Origin of the sequence: Streptomyces sp. SID4985 (genome assembly GCF_009863025.1) — a bacterium.
In the GTDB taxonomy this organism is placed as follows: domain Bacteria; phylum Actinomycetota; class Actinomycetes; order Streptomycetales; family Streptomycetaceae; genus Streptomyces.
This window is the reverse complement of record NZ_WWIR01000452.1, coordinates 1-2,194: the sequence shown is the minus strand read 5'-3', so window position 1 is coordinate 2,194 and position 2,194 is coordinate 1. Positions and strand designations below refer to the sequence as shown.

General features: G+C 75.3%; 1 protein-coding gene and 1 pseudogene. Both read left to right on the top strand.

The features are described 5' to 3' along the window. Nucleotides 1-809 (top strand): annotated as a pseudogene (locus GTW40_RS19975) (serine/threonine protein kinase); the annotation flags it as partial. Nucleotides 810-1,162: 353 nt separating this feature from the next. Then, nucleotides 1,163-2,194, top strand: a 1,032-nt coding sequence (locus tag GTW40_RS19970; RefSeq protein WP_161181561.1) for a serine/threonine-protein kinase, incomplete at its 3' end; no start/stop codon positions are given.

Here is a 2,194-nt window from a genome sequence, read left to right as displayed (position 1 = left end):
GCGCGCTGCTCGCCCCCGACCCGGCCCCGGCCTCCGTCCCGGGCGTGCCCGGCTCCGCCGACCCGACCCAGGTGCTGCCGACCAACGCGGCCCAGGGCCCGTTCGGCGCCTACGACCCGAACGCGGCCACCAGCGTCCTGCCGAACACCGGCTTCTCCGGCCCCGCCGGCGCGGCCGACCCGACGGCGGTCATGCCCCCGGTGCCGCAGAACCAGCCCGGTCAGCCCGGCCCGTACGGCGGCTTCGGCCAGGACCAGCAGGGTCCGCCCGACCAGCCCCACCCCTGGCAGACCCAGCTGCGCGCCGCCCGCGACCGCAACGACCAGACCCAGGTCCAGTACGTCGACCCGGACGAGGACCCGCTGCGCCGCCGCCCCCAGCGGCAGGTCGCCCGCCCCCAGCAGCAGCACCCCGCCCCGCAGGCGCGCCCGCAGCAGCCCCAGCAGCGCCGCCAGACCCCCCAGCCCCAGCAGTACGCGCCGCCGCCGCAGCAGTACGCGCCCCAGCCCCAGCAGCGCTACGCGCCACCCGCTCCGCAGCGCCCGGCCCCCGAACCCCGGGCCCCCCGCCAGCGCGGCGCCAACCCCATGAAGATCCCCGGCCTCGGCTGTCTCAAGGGCTGCCTCTTCACCCTCGTCATCCTCTTCGTCGCGGGCTGGCTCATCTGGGACCTGACCCCCCTCCACGAGTGGGTCGGCCAGGGCAAGGGCTACTGGGACCAACTCAGCGACTGGGTCGGCTCGGTGAGCGACTGGATCGGCAACCTGGGGAGCTCGTCCGGCGACAGCGGGGCGTCGAGCGGCAACTGACGGGTCCGTGCGGCCGGGGTGGCATCCGCCCCGGCCGCCGTCGTGTTCGGCTTCGAACAGGGCGGCGCCCGCATGGGATGTCAGCGGCGCCCGCGTCGAATGTCAGGTGCTCGGAATCGTCCCGGAGCGGGGTGGACGACCCGTCCGGGGCGTGACTCCGGACACCCGAGTCTGGGGACTTGTCGACATCCAGAGGGTGATTTCCGGCTCCGCGGTGAAGGTGGGCCCGTTGGACGCGTAGTTTTGTCGCCCTGGAGTCCTCGTGTGTCGTCCGGGGGCCCGGGGTGGGGCCGCGGCGTGCCCCGCGTCCCGGTATGCCGCGGCGGCGGCAACGCGCGTCTGTAGGAGCAGTCTTGGCACGGAAGATCGGCAGCCGGTACACCGCGAACCAGATCCTGGGGCGGGGCAGCGCCGGGACGGTGTGGCTGGGCGAGGGGCCGGACGGTCCCGTCGCGGTCAAGTTGCTGCGCGAGGACCTCGCGTCGGACCAGGAGCTGGTCGGACGCTTCGTCCAGGAGCGCACGGCGCTGCTCGGCCTGGAGCACCCGCACATCGTCACCGTGCGCGACCTGGTGGTCGACGGCAACGACCTCGCCCTGGTCATGGACCTCGTCCGGGGCACCGACCTGCGCACCCGCCTTGAGCGCGAGCGGCGCCTCTCGCCCGAGGCCGCCGTCGCGATCGTCGCCGACGTCGCGGACGGCCTCGCCGCCGCGCACGCCGCCGGTGTCGTCCACCGCGACGTCAAGCCCGAGAACATCCTCCTCGACATGCGCGGCCCCCTCGGCCCCGGCGGCGCCCACCCCGCGCTGCTCACCGACTTCGGCGTGGCCAAGCTCATCGACACCCCGAAGCGCACCCGCGCCACGAAGATCATCGGCACGCCGGACTATCTCGCCCCCGAGATCGTCGAGGGCCTCCCGCCCCGCGCCGCCGTGGACATCTACGCCCTCGCGACCGTCCTCTACGAACTCCTCGCGGGCTTCACCCCGTTCGGCGGCGGCCACCCCGGCGCGGTCCTGCGGCGCCATGTCACCGAGACGGTCGTCCCGCTCCCCGGCATCCCCGAGGAACTGTGGCAGCTGATCGTCCAGTGCCTCGCCAAGGGCCCCGCCTCCCGCCTCCGCGCGTCCGAGCTGGCCGCCCGCCTCCGCGAACAGCTCCCCTCCCTCGCGGGCCTGCCCCCGCTGGAGGTGGACGAGCCGGAGTCCGAGGAGGGGGAGGAAGCCCCGGAGGAACCGCTCCCCACGACCGCCCCGGGCACCCCCGCACGCCGCCGGGGCGCCGTCTCCCTCGTCCCCGGCGCCCGCCCCGACTCCAACCGCGACACCCACACCTCCATGCGCGTCCCCGCCCCCGACGAACTCGCTGGCGGCGCCCACGGG